Genomic DNA, 20,521 nt, shown 5'->3' on the forward strand with positions numbered 1-20,521 from the left:
CGTCGGCGGCACAGCCGCCAACCCTACCGCAGACTCAAGCCGTCGGATTCTTCGGCTGCTCCCGATGCCGCACGATCACCCGCTCGGTCTCGGCAAAATGCGCGCCCAGATGCTCGGCCATGTACACCGAACGATGCTGCCCGCCGGTGCAGCCCACCGCCACCGTCAGGTAGCTGCGGTTGTCGGTCTTGAAGGAAGGCAGCCACTTGGCCACGAAGGTGCGGATATCGGCCAGCATCTCGGCGGCGCTCGGTTGCGCGTCGAGGAAGTCGATCACCGGCTGGTCCTTGCCGGTGAGTGGCCGCAGGGCCAGGTCGTAATACGGGTTCGGGATCGCGCGCACGTCGAACACGAAGTCGGCGTCGAGCGGCACGCCGACCTTGAACGCGAACGATTCGAAGAACAGCGTCAGCGGCGCATGGTCGACTTCGGCCAGCTCCTTGATCCAGGCGCGCAGCTTGTTGGCCGACAGCTCGGAGGTGTCGATCACATGGCCCAGGTTCTCGATCGACGACAGGCGCTCGCGCTCTTCGGCGATGCATTCGATCAGGGTGCGGCGCGACGCCGGGTTCTCGCCCGGGCGCAGCTCGTGCGACAGCGGATGGCTGCGCCGGGTCTCGGAAAAGCGTGCGACCAGCGAATGGGTGCTCGAGGTCAGGAACATGACCTTGACAGTGTGACCCTCCTCGCGCAGGCGGCGCACGCTCACCGGCAGTTCGACCAGCGATTCGGCGCTGCGCGCGTCGACCGCGACCGCGATCTTGCCGGTGCCGGTCTCGTTGACGGTATTGACGAGGGCCGTCAGCAGGGCCGGCGGCAGGTTGTCGACGCAGTAGTAACCCGCGTCTTCAAGGACATTCAGGGCCACGGACTTGCCCGAGCCCGAGATGCCGGTGATGAGGACGATGTGCATGCGGCGATGATACCGCAACCGCAGGCCGGCCGCACACGGCCGGGCCGTCGATACCGGTTCAGTCTGCGCTCATCGCCTGGCGCTGGCGCTCCATGAATTCCTGCAGCGTGTCGATGCCGCGCAGTTGCAGGATGGTGTTGCGCACCGCGGCCTCGAGCAGCACCGCGATGTTGCGGCCGGCCGCCACCGGAATGACGACCTTGCGCACCGGCAGGCCGAGCACGTCCTCGGTCGGGAAGTGGAAGGGCAGGCGCTCGACTTCTTCGTCCAGTGCGCCGCGCTTGACCAGGTGCACGATCAGCTTCAGGCGCATCTTGCGTCGTACCGCCGTCTCGCCGAAGATCGCCTTGATGTCCAGCAGGCCCAGGCCGCGCACCTCGAGCAGGTTCTGCAGCAGCGGCGGGCAGCGGCCCTCGATCATGTTCGGCGCGATGCGCGAGAATTCCACGGCGTCGTCGGCCACCAGGCCGTGCGAGCGCGAGATCAGTTCCAGCCCCAGCTCGCTCTTGCCCAGGCCCGAGTCACCGGTGATCAAGACGCCCACGCCCAGCACGTCCATGAACACGCCGTGCATGATCACGCGCTGGGCCAGCTTCTTGGATAAGTACACGCGCAGGAAGTCGATCACCTGCGCCGCCGGCAGCGGGGTCGAGAACAGCGGGATGTTCTGCTCGTCGCAGATGGCGAGGATGTCGGGCGGGGTTTCCAGGCCTTGCGCGATGATCAGCGCCGGCGGGCCGCCGCCGATCAGCTCGCCGACCACGTGGCTGCGCGAATTGGCCTTGAGGCGGTGGTAGTAATCGAGTTCCTGGTGGCCGAACACCTGGATGCGGCCCGGGTGGATCAGGTTCAGGTGGCCGACCTGGTCGGCGGCCGAGGCGGCATCGCCGGCGATCTGGCGTTCGCCGCCGGGAAAGCCCGCGAACCAGCCGAGTTGCAGGCTGTCGCGGTTGTCGTCGTACAGCCGTTGGATGGTCAGCGGAGACTGCAGCATGGGCATTGTCGTCGTCGCAAAATAGGCGCGCGCGGCCCGATTGCCGCGCGTTTTACTGGACGGTCAGTTTAACCCAGAGCCTGCAGGCTGGGTTGCCAGTTGATAATGCGGTCATGCACCGATTTCGGATCGGGGTCGGTCGCCAGCGCGGTGCGCACCGATTCGTCGGAGAACAGCTCGGCGATCTCGGACAGGATCTCGAGGTGCTGCTGGGTGACGTGGTCCGGAATCAAGAGGAAGAACAGCAGGCTGACCGGCTGGCCGTCGGGCGACTCGAAGGGAATCGCTTCCTTCAGGCGCACGAAGGCGGCCAGCGGCGATTTGAGGCTCTTGCTGCCCTTGATGCGGCCGTGCGGGACGGCGACGCCGTGGCCCAGGCCGGTCGAGCCGAGGCGTTCGCGGGCGAACAGGTTTTCGGAAACGATCGAACGGGCGATGCCGCAATTGTTTTCGAAGATCAGGCCGGCTTGCTCGAAAGCCCGCTTCTTGCTCGACACTTCGATGTCGAGCTGGACGTTCTCGAGCGAGAGGATTTTGCTTAGGTTCGTCATAACGTGGGTGCGATGCACGCGTGGAGTGCTTGCGAGCACGGATTATAGGCCTGTTTGCGGCCCAAGACACTCGAATTCGCGACAGTTTGGCCTTCTCGCCGGACGGTCGCACGATACCCGTCGAAACGGGATAACCAGTTAGTTGATTTGCATCAACATCGTTACGCAATTTCCTTAACGAATTGTCTGTTGGCGCCAGCAATCGTATGCCGGTCCACCGATTTGCCGATCAATGCTCGCCGAACTATGTCGGGAGCAGCCGGAGCGTTCAGAATCCTATAGCAAAAGGTGATGCCATGCACGGTGCATGGCTGTCGTCTAAAACGCACAAGCGTACGGCGAATATCCTGCCAGAAACTCGATGTTTACTGGCGCGCGCCACGCAGATTGCCCGGCTTGCCGGTGCTGAAATTCGCCCGCCAGGGGTTGATGTCCAGGCCGCCGCGCCGCGTGTAACGGGCATAGACGGCCAGCTTGCTCGGCTGGCACTGGCGCAGCACATCCATGAAGATGCGCTCAACACACTGCTCGTGGAACTCGTTGTGTTCGCGGAAGCCGATCAGGTATTTCAGCAAGCCTTCCTGGTCGATCTGCGGGCCGACGTAGCGGATCTGCACCGTGCCCCAGTCGGGCTGGCCGGTGACCAGGCAGTTGGACTTGAGCAGGTGCGACACCAGGGTTTCCTCGACCGGCGCTTCGGCGTGGTTCGCGCTGAGCAGTTGCGGGGCGGGAGAGTAGTCGTCGACCTCGATGTCGAGCCGGTCCAGCAGCGTGCCTTCCAACTCGCCCATGCGGATGGCGCCGAAGTCTTCGGGACTGGTCAGGGTGACGTGGACCGGCGCGCCGAAGCCGTTCGACAGGTCGTCGCGCAGCAGGGCCAGCAGGGCATCAGGACCGGCGAGGCGGGTCTGGTTGAACGAGTTCAGGTACAGCTTGAACGATTTCGATTCGACGATGTTCGGCGAATCGGCCGGCGCCGTCACGGTCGCGATGGCGACCTGCGGCTTGCCGCGCATGTTCAGCCACGACAGTTCATAGGCGTTCCAGATGTCGACCCCGAAGAAGGGCAGGGTGCCGGAGCCGGCGGTCAGCCCGAGCTCGTCGCGCTTTTGCTGGCGCGGGATTGGGAACAGCAGTTCCGGTGCGTACTGGCTCTGGTAGGCAGAAGATTTGCCGAGTGGCGATTGATCAGGGGTATTCATAAGCAAGGATAGACGGTCCGCGCCGCCGGCTTGTGACCACTAGCGCATGAACGTCGTTCCCGCGCAGGCGGGAACCCAAGTTTGCATGCAGCATGGCGATCGTCGACCTCGTCGGTGATGCCCAGGACTTGGGTTCCCGCCTGCGCGGGAACGACGGTATCGAGGCTGGCGGATAAAAGAGCGCAGACTCTGTTCAACACATGGGGCCTAAGCCCCCAAAAACAATTTGTAGACGGGATTGTCGCTCTCATCCCAATAACGATAACCGAGCGAAGCGAGGAACTGCCTGAACTCCTCCATCTCGGCCGGCGGCACCTGCAGCCCGACCAAAATACGCCCCACATCCCCGCCTTGGTTGCGGTAGTGGAACAACGAGATATTCCAGTTCGGCGCCATGCTGTCCAGGAAGCGCATCAGCGCGCCTGGCCGTTCAGGAAACTCGAAACGATACAGCAATTCGTCGTGAGCAAGTGCACTTTTCCCGCCCACCAGGTGCCGGATATGCAGCTTGGCCAGCTCGTCATAGGTCAGGTCGAGCGTCTTGTAGCCATGTTCCTCGAAAGTGCGTGCAAGCTGGCCGGATTCGCTGCGGCTGCTTACTTGCGCCCCGACGAACACATGGGCCTCGTTCGCATGGCTGATGCGGTAATTGAACTCGGTAATATTGCGCGGACCGACCAAGGCGCAGAAGCGGCGGAAGCTGCCGCGCTGCTCGGGCACGGTCACGGCGAACACGGCTTCGCGCGATTCGCCCAGCTCGGCGCGTTCGGCCACGAAGCGCAGGCGGTCGAAGTTCATATTGGCGCCGCAGGCCACCGCCACCAGCGTCTCGCCCTTGACGGGCTCGCGGTTCATCTGCGAACGCTCGACATAGGCCTTGGCGCCGGCCACCGCCAGCGCGCCGGCCGGCTCGAGGATGCTGCGCGTATCCTGGAACACGTCCTGGATCGCGGCGCAGATGGCGTCGGTATCGACCAGGATGATCTCGTCGACCACCTGCTGGGCGACGCGGAAGGTTTCCTCCCCCACCAGGCGCACCGCGGTGCCGTCCGAGAACAGGCCGACGTCGGTGAGCGTGACGCGCTGGCCGGCCTTCAGGCTGCGCGCCATCGCGTCCGAATCGAGCGTCTGCACGCCGATGATCTTGATGTCGGGCCGGATCTGTTTCACGTAGGCGCCGATGCCGGCGATCAGGCCGCCGCCGCCGATGGCGACGAAGATCGCGTGGATTGGGCTCGACAATTGGCGCAGAATTTCCATGCCGATCGTGCCCTGGCCGGCGATCACGTCCGGATCGTCGAACGGGTGAACGAAGGTCAGGCGCTGTTCCTTCTCGAGCAGCAGGGCATGGTTATAGGCGTCGGTGTACGAGTCGCCATGCAGCACGACCTCGACGCTGGCGCCGCCGCGCGCCTTGACCGCGTCGATCTTCACCTGCGGCGTCGTGGTCGGCATCACGATCAGTGCGCGGCAGCCGAGGCGGCAGGCCGACAGCGCCACGCCCTGGGCGTGATTGCCGGCCGAGGCGCAAATCACGCCGCGCTTGAGCTGTTCGGGCGTCAGGTTCGCCATCTTGTTGTAGGCGCCGCGCAGCTTGAAGCTGAACACGCTCTGCATGTCTTCGCGTTTGAAATAAATGCGGTTGCCCATGCGTTCGGACAGGGTAGGGGCGAGCTCGAGCGGCGTCTGCTCGGCCACGTCGTAGACGCGGGCGGTCAGGATTTTTCTGAGGTAGTCGGTAGTCATGGTCGGAATGCAAAAGTCAGCCGGCAAGGCCGGCGGGACGGACGACGCGAACTGTTCCGCTAGGGTGGGTGACCTTGGCGCAAAGGTCGATGCGACGCGCTGGATGACAGGCTCGTCGTATCGTGTCGTGACGAATATACGGGATCATTATAATGGAGCCTTATCGTCATTACCTACCATCAATCAGGCTCGCATGATCGAATCCGCTGTCCAATGGCTGCTTGATATCCTGGCTGCGCCGACCGTCGGGCTGACATCCATCTTCATCGTCAGTTTCGTCTCCGCCACCTTGTTGCCGCTCGGCTCCGAGCCGGCCGTGTTCGCGGTCATCAAGGCCAATCCCGACATGTTCTGGCCGGCAATCCTGACCGGCACCCTCGGCAATACCTTGGGCGGCGCCTTCGACTACTTCCTCGGCTACCGCGCCAAGGTCGCGTTCGCGAAAGAGCGCCAGAGCCGCTGGTTCGGCTGGCTCAAGCGTTATGGCGCCAAGACCATGTTGCTGTCATGGCTGCCGGGCATCGGCGATCCACTGTGCACGCTGGCCGGCTGGCTGCATCTGCCGTTCTGGCCCAGCGTGATGTATATGGCGATCGGCAAGTTTGCCCGTTATCTCACTATGACGCTGGCGCTGCTGTACATCCCGGACAGCTTCTGGCAGTCGCTCGGCGACATGCTGACGCGCATTACCGGCTGACTCTTGATGCCTCAGGGCCGTTCAGCAACGCCTTACGAGATATGCTGTTTGGATCGCCAGCCTTTACAATCGATGCATAGGTGGCGTTGCAAGCAAATTAAGTTTGATTTTTACAAGTAGTATAGACATTTTGTTGTGTCGCCCAGAATGGCGGACTGGGCATTACCCGAGCGTGGTGCATCGCAATAAGCTAGAATGAATGTCCTTCGGGCCCTCCGATCGTCGACCAGAATTCATGAACGCCCCCGCACACATCCATACCCTGCTTGCCGATAACGCTCCTGCGCGCCTGCGCGAGATCCCCTATAACTACACCTCGTTCTCGGACCGCGAAATCGTGATCCGCCTGCTCGGTGAGTCATCGTGGGCCTTGCTCGACAGCCTGCGCGGCGCGCGCCAGACCGGCCGTTCGGCGCGCATGCTGTACGAGGTGCTGGGCGATATCTGGGTCGTGCGCCGCAATCCCTACCTGCAGGACGACATGCTGGACAACCCGAAGCGCCGGGCCAAGCTGATCGAGGCGCTGCACCACCGCCTGGGCGAGATCGACAAGCGCCGCACGACGGTCGATGCGCTGGACGCGTCCGCCGACAGCGACCCGGCCATGGTGGCCACCCGCAGCGCCGCCGTCGAGCAGTTGCTGGCGGCCGCGCGGCGCGCGGTGGACGACTTCGGCCGCGAGTTCGCCGAAACCTATGACCTGCGCAAGCGCGCCGTGAAAGTGCTGGGCGCCTATACCGACAAGCGCAATATCCGCTTCGACGGCATGCACCGCACCTCGCACGTGACCGACGCCACCGACTGGCGCGTCGAATACCCGTTCCTGGTGCTGGTGCCCGACACCGAAGACGAGATGGCCGGCCTGGTCAAGGGCTGCATCGAACTGGGACTGACCATCATCCCGCGCGGCGGCGGCACCGGCTATACCGGCGGCGCGATCCCGCTTACGCCGATGTCGGCCGTGATCAATACCGAAAAGCTGATCGGCATCGGCGAGGTCGAGATGACCGCGATGCCGGGACTAAACCGCGAGTACGCGACCATCCACACCTATGCCGGCGTGGTCACGCAGCGGGTGTCGCAGGCGGCCGAGAAGGCCGGCTTCGTGTTCGCGGTGGACCCGACCTCGGCCCACGCGTCCTGCGTGGGCGGCAATATCGCGATGAACGCTGGCGGCAAGAAGGCCGTGTTGTGGGGCACGGCGCTCGACAACCTGGCCTCGTGGCGCATGGTCGACCCGAATGGCGACTGGCTCGACGTCACCCGCATCAACCACAACCTCGGCAAGATCCACGATGCGCCGACCGCCGAATTCCTGCTCGAATGGACGCATCCGTCGTTGAAGGGCGCCCCCAAGGGCCAGCCGTTCCGCACCGAGACGCTCACCATCGAAGGCCGGCGCTTCCGCAAGGAAGGCCTGGGCAAGGACGTCACCGACAAATTCCTGGCCGGCCTGCCGGGCATCCAGAAAGAGGGCACCGACGGCCTGATCACCTCGAGCCGCTGGATCCTGCACAAGATGCCCAAGTTCACCCGCACGGTGGCGCTGGAATTCTTCGGCCAGGCGCGCGATGCGATCCCGTCGATCGTCGAGATCAAGGATTACCTGGACAGCCTGCCGAAGAACGGCGACCCGGCGTTCGCCACCTTGCGGCTGGCGGGCCTGGAACACCTGGACGAGCGCTACCTGCGCGCGGTCGGCTACGCGACCAAGTCCAAGCGCGGCGTGCTGCCCAAGATGGCGCTGTTCGGCGACATCGTCGGCGACGACGAGAACGCGGTGGCGCTGGCGGCCTCGGAAGTGGTGCGCCTGGCGAATACCCGGGTCGGCGAGGGCTTTGTCGCCGTCAGCCCCGAAGCGCGCAAGAAATTCTGGCTCGACCGCGCCCGCACCGCGGCCATCGCGCGCCACACCAACGCCTTCAAGATCAATGAAGACGTGGTCATTCCGCTCAACCGCATGGGCGAGTACACCGACGGCATCGAGCGCATCAATGTCGAGCTGTCGATCAAGAACAAGCTGCAGCTGGTGGACCAGCTGCGTGCCTATCTCGCCAGCGACCACCTGCCGCTGGCCAAGAGCGACGATGCCACCGGCGATGGCGTGGACCGCGACGAGATCATGGGCGACCGCCCGCTGCAGGCGCGCGCGCTGGTCGACCTGGTCGACAAGCGCTGGACCTTCATCCTGGCCAACCTGGATGCGCCATTGGGCGAAGCCCGCCATCAGTTGCAGACCCTGGGCCTCGATCACCTGGCCGGGGCGCTCGACGCCCGCCTGGCGATCCAGCCCGATGCGCGCCTGTTCGACGCCGTGCAGGACCATACCGTGCGCATCTCGTGGAAGGCCGACATTCGCGCGCCGCTGCGCCAGATCTTCAATGGCGCGGCCTACCAGTGCATCCTCGACGAAGCAACCGCGATCCACAAGCGCGTGCTGCGCTCGCGCGTGTTCGTCGCCCTGCACATGCACGCCGGCGACGGCAACGTCCACACCAACCTGCCGGTGAACTCGGACGATTACGCGATGCTGCAGGACGCGCACAAGGCGGTCGAGCGCATCATGAAGCTGGCGCGGTCGCTGGACGGCGTGATCTCGGGCGAGCACGGCATCGGCATCACCAAGCTGGAGTTCCTCACCGACGACGAGATCCAGGACTTCCGCGACTACAAGGTGCGGGTCGACCCGGAAGGCCGCTTCAACAAGGGCAAGCTGCTCAATCTCGAAGGCGCCCACGCCGACTTGCGCAACGCCTACACGCCGTCGTTCGGCCTGATGGGCCATGAATCGCTGATCATGCAGCAGAGCGATATCGGCGAGATCGCCCACAGCATCAAGGACTGCCTGCGCTGCGGCAAATGCAAGCCGGTGTGCACGACCCACGTGCCGGGGGCGAACCTGCTGTATTCGCCGCGCGACAAGATCCTGGCCACGTCGGCGCTGATCGAGGCCTTCCTGTACGAGGAACAGACCCGGCGCGGCGTCTCGCTGCGCCACTGGGAGGAGTTCGAGGACGTGGCCGACCACTGCACCGTGTGCCACAAATGCGTGACGCCCTGTCCGGTCAACATCGACTTCGGCGACGTCTCGATGAATATGCGTAACCTGCTGCGCAAGATGGACAAGCGCAGCTTCAAGCCGGCCAACCGCGCGGCGATGTTCTTCCTCAACGCGACCGATCCGACCACGATCAATGCCACGCGCAAGGTGATGATCGATTTCGGTTTCAAGGCCCAGCGCTTCGGCAACCGCATGTTGAAGACGCTGTCGAAGCCGCAGCTGGCTGCGCCACCGCCGACCGTCGGCAAGGCGCCCGTGCGCGAGCAGGTGATCCACTTCATCAACAAGAAGATGCCGGGCAACCTACCGAAGAAGACGGCGCGCGCGCTGCTCGACATCGAGGACGACAAGATCGTCCCGATCATCCGCAACCCCAAGAAAACCACGGCCGACACCGAAGCCGTGTTCTACTTCCCCGGCTGCGGCTCGGAGCGCCTGTTCTCGCAAGTGGGCCTGGCCACGCAGGCGATGCTGTGGGAAGTGGGCGTGCAGACCGTGCTGCCGCCGGGTTACCTGTGCTGCGGCTATCCGCAGCGCGGCGCCGGCCAGTACGACAAGGCCGACAAGATGATGACGGATAACCGCGTGCTGTTCCACCGCATGGCCAACACGCTGAACTACCTCGACATCAAGACCGTGCTGGTCTCGTGCGGCACCTGCTACGACCAGCTGGCGACCTATGAATTCGAGAAGATCTTCCCGGGCTGCCGCATCATGGACATCCATGAATATTTGCTCGAGAAGGGCGTCAAGCTGGAAGGCGTGAACGGCACCCGCTATATGTACCACGAGCCTTGCCACAACCCGATGAAGCTGCAGGACTCGGTCAAGACGGTCAATGCGCTGGTCGCAACCCATGACGAGGTCAAGATCGAGAAGAACGACCGCTGCTGCGGCGAGTCGGGCACCTTCGCCGTGAGCCGCCCCGACATCTCGACCCAGGTGCGTTCGCGCAAGGAAGTCGAGATGGTCAAGGGCGCGGATAAACTGCGCGCCGACGGCTTCAAGGGCGACGTCAAGATCCTGACCAGCTGCCCGTCCTGCCTGCAGGGCCTGAGCCGCTACAACGACGATTCGGGCACCACCGCCGACTACATCGTGGTCGAGATTGCGAAGCACCTGCTGGGCGAGAACTGGCTGCCCGAATACGTGGCGCGCGCCAACAACGGCGGCATCGAAAGGGTGCTGGTATGACGGTGCTGCGCGAGCCTGGCTGCGAGCTGTGCAACCTGGCGGCGCCTGCGGCCTGGCGCGGCGACAAGTTCAGCGTGATCGTCGTCGACGATGCCAGCTACCCCGGCTTTTGCCGCGTGATCTGGCACGACCATGTGCGCGAGATGAGCGACCTGGCGCGCGATGACCGCCTGCTGGTGAACGAGGCCGTGTTCCTGGTCGAACAGGCGGTGCGCGAAGTCATGCAGCCGCTGAAGGTCAATGTGGCCAGCCTGGGCAATGTGGTGCCGCACCTGCACTGGCATATCATTCCGCGCTATGCCGACGACGCCCACTTCCCGGCGCCCGTGTGGGCGCAGGCGGTGCGCGAGACGCCATCGGATATCCTGGCCGCGCGCCGCGCGCTGGCCGAACAACTGGGCGCCGCCATCGCGCGCCGTTTTACCTGAATTGAACAGAGATTTTTATGCCTAACCCAACCGAACTGACCGTCCACCAGAAATCGCGCGTGCTCGACATCGCCTACGACGACGGCAGCGCCTACTCGATCCCGTTCGAACTGATGCGCGTGTACTCGCCGTCGGCCGAAGTGAAGGGCCATGGCCCGGGCCAGGAAGTGCTGCAGGTCGGCAAGCGCGAGGTCGGCATTGCCGACGTCGAGCAGGTCGGCAACTACGCAATCAAGCCGACCTTCTCGGATGGCCACGATACCGGCATCTTCAGCTGGGATTATTTGTATGAACTGGGTCGCAGCCAGGAGTCGCTGTGGAAGCAGTATGTGGCGCGCCTGCAGGCGGCCGGCTTCGATGAAGAGACTGGCCGTGCACCCGGCTCGATGCTGGCTGGCGCGGCGCCGGCGAAGTCGGGCGGTGGCGGTTGTGGCTCGGGTGGCTGCGGCTGCAATTGAACTGATTTCGTTTCTTCATCCACGGCCGCTATTGGGCACCGTGGATATCAATTTCGCGCCACAACTGGTGGCGTGTCCCTCGAATGCGACCGGCACGCCATCGATTGTCACTTTCGGGTCACCTTCCGCGATCACGCATTGCTGATGGCCCTGGATCGGGCAAAAGCAGCGGTCGCCCTTGCGCGCGACCGCAACGCCCATCACGGTGGTGTTTGGCGCCGCTACGATGACCTTGCCGCCATGGCTGGTGGGGTCGTTCAGGCGGATGACGCGCCGCATGGATTTTCCTTTGTCGCTGAATGGGTTCGCGGGTAGGGCAGGTCTTGCTTGGCCAATTACCGTGAATAACCAGGCGGCATTGGTTTCATATCGTGGCGCAAACCCCACCAGGGTAGATGTACATGATTTGCCGCGCGTGCCCGGAACCAGTTTTGGCCCGGAAGGATGGGGCGCACAACTGCTGGCGGCGCCACGACCGTCGCGGTCGGCTGCGCCGGATCGGTTGTGCCGGCGATGAGGACGGTTTTGCCGATATGGTTGGCATACGCAATTCCCAGCGCCACGTTGGTCAAGGCGGTTCCTGCGCCCATCTCGCCCAAGAGGGCCGGGGTATTGAAGGTCCGCTGCATGAAGTCGAGCTCCGGTAGCTCTTCCGTGATCGTCTGGGCGAGTGGGGCGAGGCGATCCGATGACTCCGCGTGCGTGGCGTTGGCGTCGTGGATTACGAAACCGATATCCGATGTTTTCTTGCCGGCGTTGAGCGCTGCCTGGCGCAGCGTGGCTTTCCATGCCTGCACCGAGCGGGATGGGAGGTTTGACCCGGTTTCGAAATTCTCCACCTTGCTTGCGACTGGCTGGGAGAGCCATGCCAATGGCGCACGTCCGGTTTTGTAGTCAGGACCGGCGAGGACGAGAAGGACGAGGTTCTCATTCATTTGGGTATCGAGAGGAAAGCTTGGCGCATCCCAGTTCATTACCCATGCTGTTTTCGATGGGTTTGCGCGCAGATACTCCAGGCCGGCAGCTAACGAGGAAAACCCTGCATTCGGTCCGCCGGTGGTCACTCGCACATCGGGTGGTGTATCGTGGGTCCACGCCTTGGGAAATGATTTGAGCCCAATATCAAAAAATCCGATGATGTTTTTCCTGACTCTTGTTGTCACTTCGTTGGCGTCTAGTTTGTTCGACGGGAACGCGTATTCGACGCGAATTCCAGCAAGTTCGCGCCAAGTCGACTTGTCTTTGATCGAGTGAGCATTGTAAAAATATCTAGAGTCGCTGAAATAAATGTCGCGGTAGAGCACAAGAAAAGCCTCTAGATATTTTTCGTGAAAACCAGCAAAAGTCTCTTTCCCATCGTTCGCGTCAGCAATGGGGGTGATTGGACGAATTGATCGATATTTTTCTGGCTTGGTTTCGACCATCTCATCATCTTTGTTCGGTTGAGCAAGCCCTAGCGTCCATAAAAGTTGCCATTCAGTGGGATAATCCACGCGCTGGAGCGGATTCAGCCATTGCAGACCGACGACTTGTACGATAAACGGTACCGAATTTCTTGTTGGACTCTTTTCGTTATCGTTTTGAGCCGACACGACTGTACTTGCGGCCAATAAGCTTGTGCTTACGAGTGTAATGATAAAAAAGGCTGCAGGGAAAACTACTAAGCGGATCATAAGTTCTCCGTCGGATATCAAGCGTTCTGAGTTGCTTTCTTCTTGTAGTAATACAAGCCGAGACAGGAAGAAAATAATAAAAAAAACGAGCGTGCTGCAGGCGATCCTTCGCAGTCGTGTTCGTACCAGGATTGTCATAGGTTCTCCTTAGGTTATCCGAATATCTCCCGCTTGTCGGCAATGGTTACAGGCATGCCGCCTTCAATTTTGGTTTTGCTCCATTCATAAATTGACTGATCGTTCAATTTGCCTTTTTGGAAATATTCATGAAAGTAATTGTGTGAATTTTCCTTCGGTGCGCTGCCGAGAATCCGCCAGTCTCCAAGAGACCGGAAAAATGAAGGATCATGCGCGCTAATACGGCAAATTCCGACTGCAACATCGTAAGCCAATGCTCGCTGCGCATGCATCCCATTGGTCATGATTGTTGAATGATCTGTGGCGTGCGTATCGATGGTTTTGGCGAGGGTTGCTTTAATTTTCTTCGTTCGCCATTCCGTATATTTTTCACTAGCGGTTTCGGGTTTGTCTTCCGCGGTCACTTGATCTTTGGTGGCATATATTCCTTCCCGCTTCGCCTCCATCCGCAACAGGGCCCGGTGCTCATACAGCAGGCCTGCTTCACTATGCTGATCGCCTTCCGCCGCATCGCTACCTTTACGTTTCGCTTCCTCTGTCGCGGATTGAGGGACGGGACGGTCCCCGGCATACGGATCGTCGGCAGCGCGTTCTGCCTTCTTGTCGCGATACTCGCCAGGCGCATCCATCCCCTGATCGAACTGCTCGCTGGCAACGCCAAAACGCATTGCTTGCGGTTTGAATGAGTTCGGAAGATCGGGCGCCGTTAGCGGCGTTCTCCAGTCGTTCGGCGGCAGGGCATTGATCCTCGTGCCGGCAACGCCGGTGATCGCGATCATGACTGGCGCCATCGCGAAGGTCATGATTTTCCCGACCACATTGGGATGCGAGTCCAACCCTCTCGCGATTGAATACTTCGCCACCGGCGACAGCGGATACCAGAAGCCATGACTCCCGGGCGCAGGCTTGTTGTGCTGGTCCGCCCAGAAGTCATATGTTCCCTTCTTGCCGACCTCAAAGCCCTGCGAGAAGACACGCTGGCAAAAGACCCCATGACCGTTTGCCGCATCGATCTCCTGCTGGCTCATTCCCCGCCACCCGATACCCTGGATGGTGCAGGCGGAAATGACCTGATCGTGCGGATTGAAATACAGGGTCACGCGGCCATGGGTCGATGGCGTGTCGCCCATGCCGTACCTGTATCGGTCGGACATCGCATCGAAGCCGTGCAGGTCATTCCTCATCGCTTCGTCAATGAGTTTGCATGGCTGCTCGGCAGCCCTCTGTCGCCGTACGATGTCGAAGAATGCACGTAGCGTTGCGATACGGGCTTCCCACGTTTGGCGCCCACCCTTGCCTTCAGCGTCTTTCATGCCCCGCTCAACCCAACCTTGCGTGGTATTGCTCTTGACCAGGCTGTAAGGCGGGTTGCACAGTACGTAGTTGTCGGCGACGCAGCGTCCTGTCTTCCCATTCGCATCGGTGACAGCATCGAGCCGGTCGCCGAGAAATGCCGCAGCCATGCCGATCATATTGCCCTGGCTATGGCACACGATCGTGATCGGGACATCGGCCTGCTTCTCGCGGATCGACTCGACCAGCCGCGCAAGACGCAGCGCGGCCAGGACGTAATAGGGACGGGGAGGGCATGCGTACACCTTGCGGTCGTTAGCAGGGTTCATGTGCTCGACATGCAGCCACAGAAACAGCTCATTCGACAGCCCGGCCGACCACAGGTCGGGAAGGGCGGTACAGCCGTTGGCGAACGGCCCACCGCCCCAGTAATTCTGTTCGTTCAGGAAGATGCCATCGCTGAATTGTTGCAGCTCGTCGCTACTCGCCTTGTAGCCCCAGCGGAACTGAATCACGGGCGAAAAGTGGGCGGTCGACGTGATGAAGCTTTTTGCATTGCGCTCGGGATTGATGAATCCTTTCGGGGTCAGCTCCGGCATGTACTCGACTGGACGGAGCTGTCCGCCTTCCGGCGTTGGAAACGCCAGGTGATCCGCACCCCGCTTCAGCCGATCGTTCAGTCCATTGCATAAACCTTCTTCTGTTTGCTGATACCACTCGCCATCCGAATTCACGCCGTGAACAAAAATGACGATCCCCGGAAGAGGCAGCTGCATGACGACGTCGAGATGTTTCGGCGACAAAAAAACGATGCCCGTATTGGAGCCGAGTATCAGGTTGGCGGGATCGTCCAGCGGGCTGCCGGTCGAATGCGCGGCACAAGGCGAGTCAGAAGCGGCGGCAGTAGACATGATCGTCGATCGCTTTTTTCAAGATGTTTATTTAGCCGGCTTGTAAAACGTTGCCTTCAGTTGCTGCAGATGGTCGGCCACGATCTTGTCGCCTTCCCCCGCGGCATTGGTCTCGCCAGACAGCGGCGTATCGCCCACACGCTCCACATGCACTTTCATCCCTTCCACCGGCTTGCCATCGGTCGCCCGCAGCAACCGCGGCGTACGACTGAATTCACCGGCGTCGAAGGTTGGCAAGTCCGTCTTCTGGCTTGCCGGTCCCTTCCAGTGATGTCCATCGGTCTTGATGGTCATGGCGCCCGGCCCGCCTATTTCCGCCGTTCCGCCTTTCAGCGTGAGGTAGGCGCCGCCGCTGACGATGAAGGTGATCTCCTCTTCGGCCATGAACACCATGCGCCGTCCTGCCGTGGTCTTGAGGTCCTTCGCCGCATCGATCTGCATATCGTCGTGCTGGCTCTGCATGACGAACTTGCCCTTGTGCGCCACCTGCGTGATGCCATTCATGTGGGAGAACAACGAGATCCCCTTGCCGGCATTCAGGTTGAAGTGCTGTCCGCAAGCCAGCTGCATATGCTGCTGGGCGACCGTATCGAGATTGACGCCGGCATAGCTGACAACAGTCTTGGGCGTGCTGAACGCGAGGCCTTCCGGCGCTGTGATACTCAGCGTCGGCTTGACGCCGCCCTCGGCCCCAAGATCCTCCTTCAGCGCCGCCTGCGCCGCCGGATCGACCGGCAACGCTTGATGCTGCACGGCGTACTCGCCCAGCGACTTGAACAGATCCAGGCAATCCTGCATCAGGGCCAGATGTTCTTCGCGGCCGAGCTGGTCGCCGCAGGCATCGAGCCGTCTCCAGGCGGTGATCAGGAGCGACTTGGCGGTGCGGATAGCGCCGCTATCGTTGGTCGCCAGCTCGAAGCCCTGGCCCCGTCCGCGCGCCATGCCGTCGCAACGCGGGTGCACGAGATACCCCAGGTTGAGCTGGCTGTGGCCGTGGGCGCTGGCAAGCTGGGCGCTGATTGGGCCCGGTGTGTCGTCCATCCGGAGCTGGTTGTAGCGTTCCGATCCGCCTTCCTTGCTGACGATCCCGGAAAGATAGCGATCGCCCGGCAGGCGGCTTTTGCGGTTGAACGAAGCGGGCGGGGCCTGGCCGCCGTGCGCGCGCCCGATGATGAGCGGCTTGTCCGGGTCGCCGCCCACGAAGGCGCACAGCACCTGGTGGCCCACGCGTGGCAAGGAAATCGATCCGTACTGCTCGCCCGCCCATGGCGTGGCCACCTGTACCCATGCCGAATCGCGGTCGGTGCCGGAGGCGCCCGCTCCGTCCGCATGTGCATGGTCTTCGGGACGGCAACCGGGGAATCGGATCTTGACGCGGCCGAGCTCATCGCAGTGGATTTCTTCGTTGACTGGGCCCACCACCGTTACATACTGCAAGTCGGTGCGCGGCAGGTCGACCCGCGGGTCGTAGGCGGGAACGATCGGGATGCCTCGCCGGACGCAAGTGAAACGGTTGGCATAGCGCATGCCGCATTCGGCGCTGGCCTTTTCGAGGGGGCCGCTGTCCTGGCGCCAGTGATTCAGCGCGAACAGGCGTCGCACCCGGTCGTCCAGGACTTTGGGAAGATTGTTGTCTGCCTCGACATGCAGTTCGGTGATGACGAACTCGCGCTCTTTTGGTGGATGCGTGTCTATCTCGGGATGGCCGGCGATCCTGTTCCACTGCCCGACACACATATTGCGGTCGCTGCTCTCGCCGTGAAAGAACTTGGCCTCGTACTCATGACGCTGGATGCGGGCAAGTCCGAGCTTGCGGTAGTCATCGGTGCTGTCGCCGGCATGCGGAGTATCGATCAGGTAATCGTCCAGGCCACGAGCGAACCGGTTGCCGAACCGTCCCTGGTCGTTCATGCAGTTTTCCTGGCTCTGCATCGAGCGGCCCTGGACATAATCCCAACTGCTGCGGTTGAGGTTGCCAGGAGCCAGGCTGCGTACCGCATGCCACGCGGTGATCGTATCCCTCGCTTCGGTGCCGTCGTCCCGATGGAAGCGGATTTCTCCCGCTGCGTTCTGCTTGAGACGCATGACGTCGTCGTACAGGACCAGCGTGTGAACGGGTGTGGCGGCGTCCCCGCTTTTGTTCGTCGTGCCGGATTTGATGAACCATGCGATGCCGCGGCGTTTCCACAACCTGCGCAGGAACGCAGCGGTCGACTCGTTGAATTGCATCGTGAACGCGCGCGGGGGATAGATTTTCAGATTGCTCAGGTCGACCTCGAAGCACGCTGCCGCGGCAGCGTTGGAATGACGCCATTCCTTTAACAAGGTGTGCGTGATGTCGACTTCGCTGGCATGACGGAATACCCGTGTATTGCATGTCTTGTCGAGCAGGGAAAGTGCATCGCGCACGATCAGCTGATAGGTTGCCAGTCTGCCGTCGCTTTGGCCTTCCGACGCTTCGGCCACGATGCCGCAGACTGAACGCAAACCGCCGGTGTCGGTGACAAACTGCAGTTCGACCGCATTGGCGATGAATTGCTTGAGTTCCATCCCGTGCTGCGTGGCGACGCACAGCAAGATATATTCGATACCACCGCACATCGTCTCCACACCACTGACATGCTGTACCAGCAACTGGTGGCCGGCGTCATCTGAATGATTCCGGATACGCAGGCGGATGGGGCGATCGGCATCGGTAAGTGGGAGGGAAAGATGGGACGCACTCATGGGAGAGTTTTCCTGAAAACAGCGAAGCCGGGGCAGCCTCGCGTAGTTGCCGCTGGACGGGAGAGCCCTGTAAGTGTGGCAACAAAGGCGTTCAGGGTAATGAGTTGGCGCAAGAATCCAAGTGCACGCAGCACGGCAAAAGATTCGGCAACTCATCCGCCGGTCTGGCGGGCGTAGCATTGCGGAGCTGATCGAGAGGCTACGCGGCTATGTAATGGGAAGCAGGCGCCGCTGGCCGATTCCAGGCGCGATCCGCTCTACGCCTTCTTCGGCAAGAACGGATTGGCGGACGGGGCCAGCGCCAGCACCGGTAATATCAGCCGGTCCACCTTGGGCCAATGGGATGCGCCGGGGGTGCTCGACGCGGTGCGCGATGGCCGGGCCCAGCTGGTCTTGCGCCTGGCGTCGCTGGAAGACGGCCGCAACCAGTCGCACGACAGCGCGGCGATCGGCCTGGACAGGCGCTGAACCGGCATCGCGCGACACGCACACAACAAAAGAGCACATCCTCGGATGTGCTCTTGTTTTTTACGAGCCCGCTTCAAGCGGGCAAGTAGCGCATCAAGCCTGTGGCTGGATGTTCGCAGCCTGCTTGCCTTTTGGGCCGGCAGTGATCTCGAAGCTCACGCGCTGATTTTCTTGCAGCGATTTGAAACCGGTGGCATTGATGGCCGAGAAATGCGCAAAGACGTCTTCGCCGCCGCCGTCCGGGGTGATGAAGCCGAAACCTTTAGCATCGTTGAACCATTTTACAGTGCCAGTTGCCATGTCTATTCCCTCAAAAAGTTATTGTGCGTTGTTCGCCCTGTTGGCGTTACCTCGACCGAAACCAGGGCCACGCTCTACATTGCAAATCTGATTATAAGGACAATTTTTTAAAACGGAAGCAAGATTTTTCAATTGTGTTCGTATTTACCACATGGCCATCCCGACCGCATGTTTCGATGCGGCCTTGATCGCGATCAGAACGTCATCGGCACGCGCAGGGTCAGGGTGACGTCAGGCGTATCGCGGGTCACGCCGGCGCCCACCGCGATGTTCAGCGTGCGCTTCGGGCTCAGCCGATAGGAATAGCCCAAAAGCAGGGTGCCGAGCTGGGTGCGCACCGAGCCGGCCACGGTCTGGCCATTCTGCTTCATGCGCGCAATCGTGCTGTGGTCGTAGCCGAGGCTGAGCGAAGCCTTGTCGTTCAGCGCCAGGCCCATGCCGAAGTTAAAGCCCAGCACATAACCCGGTTCCAGCTCGCCCAGCGGCTCGCGCACGCCGTTGCGCACCAGGCGCGTCACGTTCTCGCGCTTGAAGTTGTGCACATAGCTCAGGTTGCCGAAGAAGACGGCCGGATCCGATGGATACAGCCAGGTCAGCGTGCCTTGCAGCGAATGGAAGCCGGAGCCGGTCGGCAGGTCCAGCGGCAGGCCGGTGCCGGTCACGTTCTCGCCGATGCAGCGCTGGTCGCAGTCGGTCACGACCTCGAACGGATCGCGCCCGGTGCGGCTCTTGTAGCGCAGGCCGGCGATGTAATAGCCCTTGTCGGCGCCGCCATTATTCAGCTGGTAGCGGCCGGCGACCTCGATGTCGCCCATGCCCTTGCCGGTGGTGTCGAACACGCGCTCGACCGCGGTGCCGGTGAACAGTTCGCGGCTGACGGTGGCGTCCGAACGGTACACATAAGGCACCTTGACCTCGACTTCCATCCGGTTGTTGATGCCGGTGCGGCCGGTGATCGCCGTGGTGAAGGTGTTGCGCTTGATCTCGCGCACATCGACCAGGCCGATCAGGATCGCCGGAATCACGGTGTAGCCGACCAGGGCCACGCGGTTGCTCGACGAATAGCCATACTGGACCGAGGGCTCGAGCACATAGGTGCCGCGTTGGGTCAGCACGCCCGGCGTGTCGCCGATCGGGGCAACTTCGGGCGGGCGGTTCGGTTCCTGGCGCTGGCTGTTCTGCGCGGTCTGCGGTTGCTGTTGCTGGGCCGGACGCTGTGCCTGGGCCTGGGCCGGCGCCGCCGGCTGGGCCGGGCCGGGTGCCGGCAGCGGCGGTTGATTCGGCCGCGGCTGCGGCGGCAGCGGGGCCGCCACGCCGCTCTCGGCCGGCGGCAGCACCGGCGGCTGGGCCACCGGCGCCTGGCCCGTCATCGACATGCCGGTGCCGCGCTGCTGCGACAGCAGGACGCCGTCGGCCAGCGCGGTCGGAATGGCGAACGGGGCGCCCGACAATGGGGTGGTTTCCTCGACCATGCGCTCGCGTCCCGCCAGCATCGGCGGCGCGACCGGCAGCCCGGGCGCAGCGGCCGGCGCCTGCATCTTCTGCAGCTGTTCGCGTTGATCCTGGAGTTCGCGCACCAGGCGGTTCACCAGTGCCCGCTGTTCGGCCAGTTCATCCTTGAGTTGGGATAGTTCGGTCTTGTGGTCCTGCGTGCCTGGTTCGGCAGCAGGTTGTTGGGCGAGCACGGGCGGCGCCAGGAGGGCGGCCGCCAGGCCGGCGGCGCCGAGCCGCGCGACGTGTGGATACATCCAGATCTCCAGTGGAATT

16 protein-coding genes are annotated in these 20,521 nt (G+C 62.3%); 5 read left to right on the plus strand and 11 right to left on the minus strand.

Features of this window, described 5'->3' with window-relative positions; all coding sequences use genetic code 11:
- Positions 1-34 precede the first annotated feature (34 nt).
- The 5 genes from rapZ to ilvA all read right to left on the minus strand — a co-directional run bounded on the left by rapZ (position 35) and on the right by ilvA (position 5,406).
- Complete coding sequence (gene rapZ, locus Q9246_RS03015; protein WP_306395347.1) at positions 35-913, minus strand: RNase adapter RapZ; 879 nt, start codon at positions 911-913, stop codon at positions 35-37.
- 58 nt (positions 914-971) lie between these two features.
- On the minus strand, positions 972-1,907 hold the full coding sequence (gene hprK, locus Q9246_RS03020) for an HPr(Ser) kinase/phosphatase (RefSeq protein ID WP_137172280.1): 936 nt from the start codon (positions 1,905-1,907) through the stop codon (positions 972-974).
- Between the two features lie 68 nt (positions 1,908-1,975).
- Complete coding sequence (locus Q9246_RS03025; RefSeq protein WP_306395350.1) at positions 1,976-2,458, minus strand: PTS sugar transporter subunit IIA; 483 nt, start codon at positions 2,456-2,458, stop codon at positions 1,976-1,978.
- Positions 2,459-2,823: 365 nt separating this feature from the next.
- Positions 2,824-3,660: an NADPH-dependent 7-cyano-7-deazaguanine reductase QueF gene (gene queF / locus Q9246_RS03030; protein ID WP_306395352.1), complete on the minus strand. Its 837-nt coding sequence runs from the start codon at positions 3,658-3,660 to the stop codon at positions 2,824-2,826.
- Between the two features lie 207 nt (positions 3,661-3,867).
- A complete protein-coding gene (ilvA, locus tag Q9246_RS03035) occupies positions 3,868-5,406 on the minus strand; it encodes a threonine ammonia-lyase, biosynthetic (RefSeq protein WP_306395354.1) in 1,539 nt (512 codons plus the stop codon).
- A gap of 193 nt (positions 5,407-5,599) precedes the next feature.
- Here ilvA and Q9246_RS03040 point away from each other — a divergent pair, with 193 nt between their 5' ends.
- The 4 genes from Q9246_RS03040 (at position 5,600) to Q9246_RS03055 (ending at position 11,244) form a co-directional block, all read left to right on the plus strand.
- Complete coding sequence (locus Q9246_RS03040) at positions 5,600-6,103, plus strand: YqaA family protein (RefSeq protein WP_306395356.1); 504 nt, start codon at positions 5,600-5,602, stop codon at positions 6,101-6,103.
- Positions 6,104-6,338: 235 nt separating this feature from the next.
- Entirely contained in the window at positions 6,339-10,358 is a 4,020-nt protein-coding gene (locus Q9246_RS03045; RefSeq protein ID WP_306395357.1) for a DUF3683 domain-containing protein, read from the plus strand.
- A complete protein-coding gene (locus tag Q9246_RS03050) occupies positions 10,355-10,786 on the plus strand; it encodes an HIT family protein (protein WP_306395359.1) in 432 nt (143 codons plus the stop codon). The genes Q9246_RS03045 and Q9246_RS03050 overlap by 4 nt, the downstream gene beginning before the upstream one ends.
- 17 nt (positions 10,787-10,803) lie before the next feature.
- Entirely contained in the window at positions 10,804-11,244 is a 441-nt protein-coding gene (locus tag Q9246_RS03055) for a gamma-butyrobetaine hydroxylase family protein (RefSeq protein WP_306395360.1), read from the plus strand.
- A 15-nt stretch (positions 11,245-11,259) separates the two neighbouring features.
- On the opposite strand, the gene Q9246_RS03060 is transcribed toward Q9246_RS03055, so the two are convergent.
- Genes Q9246_RS03060 through Q9246_RS03075 form a run of 4 tightly spaced genes read right to left on the minus strand, consistent with a single transcriptional unit; the run spans position 11,260 to position 17,986 of the window.
- Positions 11,260-11,523 carry a PAAR domain-containing protein gene (locus Q9246_RS03060; protein WP_306395362.1) on the minus strand — a complete coding sequence of 88 codons (264 nt, stop codon included), beginning with the start codon at positions 11,521-11,523 and terminating at the stop codon, positions 11,260-11,262.
- Positions 11,524-11,579: 56 nt separating this feature from the next.
- On the minus strand, positions 11,580-13,055 hold the full coding sequence (locus Q9246_RS03065) for a hypothetical protein (protein ID WP_306395363.1): 1,476 nt from the start codon (positions 13,053-13,055) through the stop codon (positions 11,580-11,582).
- A gap of 14 nt (positions 13,056-13,069) precedes the next feature.
- Entirely contained in the window at positions 13,070-15,259 is a 2,190-nt protein-coding gene (locus Q9246_RS03070; RefSeq protein ID WP_306395364.1) for a T6SS effector phospholipase Tle3 domain-containing protein, read from the minus strand.
- 27 nt (positions 15,260-15,286) lie between these two features.
- Positions 15,287-17,986: a type VI secretion system Vgr family protein gene (locus tag Q9246_RS03075; RefSeq protein WP_306395365.1), complete on the minus strand. Its 2,700-nt coding sequence runs from the start codon at positions 17,984-17,986 to the stop codon at positions 15,287-15,289.
- A gap of 282 nt (positions 17,987-18,268) precedes the next feature.
- Between Q9246_RS03075 and Q9246_RS03080 the strand changes: the two genes are divergently transcribed.
- A complete protein-coding gene (locus Q9246_RS03080) occupies positions 18,269-18,454 on the plus strand; it encodes a hypothetical protein (RefSeq protein ID WP_306395366.1) in 186 nt (61 codons plus the stop codon).
- A gap of 93 nt (positions 18,455-18,547) precedes the next feature.
- On the opposite strand, the gene Q9246_RS03085 is transcribed toward Q9246_RS03080, so the two are convergent.
- Together Q9246_RS03085 and Q9246_RS03090 are read right to left on the minus strand one after the other, a co-directional pair.
- Positions 18,548-18,754 (minus strand): cold-shock protein, encoded by a 207-nt coding sequence (locus Q9246_RS03085; RefSeq protein WP_306395368.1) that lies wholly within the window; start codon positions 18,752-18,754, stop codon positions 18,548-18,550.
- 194 nt (positions 18,755-18,948) lie between these two features.
- Entirely contained in the window at positions 18,949-20,502 is a 1,554-nt protein-coding gene (locus Q9246_RS03090; RefSeq protein ID WP_306395369.1) for a hypothetical protein, read from the minus strand.
- Between the last annotated feature and the right edge of the window lie 19 nt (positions 20,503-20,521).

The sequence above is a fragment of the Telluria beijingensis genome (assembly GCF_030770395.1).
Lineage (GTDB): Bacteria > Pseudomonadota > Gammaproteobacteria > Burkholderiales > Burkholderiaceae_D > Telluria > Telluria beijingensis.

Excerpts from the sequence above, each read along its gene's own strand:
- rapZ (WP_306395347.1), bottom strand. The coding sequence starts at position 913 with ATGCACATCGTCCTCATCACCGGCATCTCGGGCTCGGGCAAGTCCGTG.
- hprK (WP_137172280.1), bottom strand. The coding sequence starts at position 1,907 with ATGCTGCAGTCTCCGCTGACCATCCAACGGCTGTACGACGACAACCGC.
- Q9246_RS03025 (WP_306395350.1), bottom strand. The coding sequence starts at position 2,458 with ATGACGAACCTAAGCAAAATCCTCTCGCTCGAGAACGTCCAGCTCGAC.
- queF (WP_306395352.1), bottom strand. The coding sequence starts at position 3,660 with ATGAATACCCCTGATCAATCGCCACTCGGCAAATCTTCTGCCTACCAG.
- ilvA (WP_306395354.1), bottom strand. The coding sequence starts at position 5,406 with ATGACTACCGACTACCTCAGAAAAATCCTGACCGCCCGCGTCTACGAC.
- Q9246_RS03040 (WP_306395356.1), top strand. The coding sequence starts at position 5,600 with ATGATCGAATCCGCTGTCCAATGGCTGCTTGATATCCTGGCTGCGCCG.
- Q9246_RS03045 (WP_306395357.1), top strand. The coding sequence starts at position 6,339 with ATGAACGCCCCCGCACACATCCATACCCTGCTTGCCGATAACGCTCCT.
- Q9246_RS03050 (WP_306395359.1), top strand. The coding sequence starts at position 10,355 with ATGACGGTGCTGCGCGAGCCTGGCTGCGAGCTGTGCAACCTGGCGGCG.
- Q9246_RS03055 (WP_306395360.1), top strand. The coding sequence starts at position 10,804 with ATGCCTAACCCAACCGAACTGACCGTCCACCAGAAATCGCGCGTGCTC.
- Q9246_RS03060 (WP_306395362.1), bottom strand. The coding sequence starts at position 11,523 with ATGCGGCGCGTCATCCGCCTGAACGACCCCACCAGCCATGGCGGCAAG.
- Q9246_RS03065 (WP_306395363.1), bottom strand. The coding sequence starts at position 13,055 with ATGACAATCCTGGTACGAACACGACTGCGAAGGATCGCCTGCAGCACG.
- Q9246_RS03070 (WP_306395364.1), bottom strand. The coding sequence starts at position 15,259 with ATGTCTACTGCCGCCGCTTCTGACTCGCCTTGTGCCGCGCATTCGACC.
- Q9246_RS03075 (WP_306395365.1), bottom strand. The coding sequence starts at position 17,986 with ATGAGTGCGTCCCATCTTTCCCTCCCACTTACCGATGCCGATCGCCCC.
- Q9246_RS03085 (WP_306395368.1), bottom strand. The coding sequence starts at position 18,754 with ATGGCAACTGGCACTGTAAAATGGTTCAACGATGCTAAAGGTTTCGGC.
- Q9246_RS03090 (WP_306395369.1), bottom strand. The coding sequence starts at position 20,502 with ATGTATCCACACGTCGCGCGGCTCGGCGCCGCCGGCCTGGCGGCCGCC.